This window comes from Aminobacter sp. P4_D5 (genome assembly GCF_056401815.1).
The window spans coordinates 1-653 of record NZ_JBFUIP010000847.1; the positions used below are offsets into that span (position 1 = coordinate 1).

The 653-nt window shown below is 70.3% G+C and carries 2 protein-coding genes; one reads left to right on the forward strand and one right to left on the reverse strand.

Going from position 1 to position 653, the window contains the following annotated elements; genetic code table 11:
• Nucleotides 1-174: 174 nt before the first annotated feature.
• Nucleotides 175-549: a tripartite tricarboxylate transporter substrate-binding protein gene (locus AC1DWF_RS35355; protein ID WP_476843126.1), complete on the reverse strand. Its 375-nt coding sequence runs from the start codon at nt 547-549 to the stop codon at nt 175-177.
• Between AC1DWF_RS35355 and AC1DWF_RS35360 the strand changes: the two genes are divergently transcribed.
• Nucleotides 463-653, forward strand: a 191-nt coding sequence (locus AC1DWF_RS35360) for a hypothetical protein (RefSeq protein ID WP_476843125.1), incomplete at its 3' end; no start/stop codon positions are given. The genes AC1DWF_RS35355 and AC1DWF_RS35360 overlap by 87 nt on opposite strands.

Consider the following 653-nt stretch of genomic DNA (forward strand, 5'->3'; position numbering starts at 1 on the left):
GTGCAGCATGTCGTAGGCCCATTCGTTCCGGCCCCTGGTGCCACGGCCTTCCTCCTCCGGAGGCGCCTCGGTCAGATCCTCGATCGTCATGTTCCTTCTACCAGTGCCCCGGTCCGGGGGCTGCTGCGGCGCGGAATCTATCGACCGCACCCGAAGCCGCGCAAGGACGCGGTCCTATTGCGGCTCGATGCCGGCCAGCTTCACGCGTTCGCCCCAGGCCGCGATCTGCTGCCCGAGGAACCGGCCGAAATCCGCGGAGCCCATGCGCAGCGGCGCGAGGCCCAGCGCCACGAGCCGCGCAGCAAAGGCGGGATCGTTCACCACCGTGCCGAGCGCCGTCTCCATCTGGCGGACGATCTCGGGCGAGGTCGCGGCCGGGGTGGCAACGGAGAACCAGACGCCTGCGTCGAAGCCCGGCAGCGCGCTGGCCCACAGCGGCATCTCCGGGGCGAGCGGGAAGGGGTGGCCCAGGGTCTGCGCCAGCAGGCGGTCGCGGCCGGCATGGCCCAGCTCCAGCCCCTGGCCGAAATCGGCGAAGCTGAGGTCGATGCGGCCGACGGAAACGTCGGTCAGCGCCTAGGTGCTGCCGCGTTAGGGCACGCGGGTGAGCTTCAGACCGGACATCTGGGAGAGCATATCCCCCAAGATGAGCC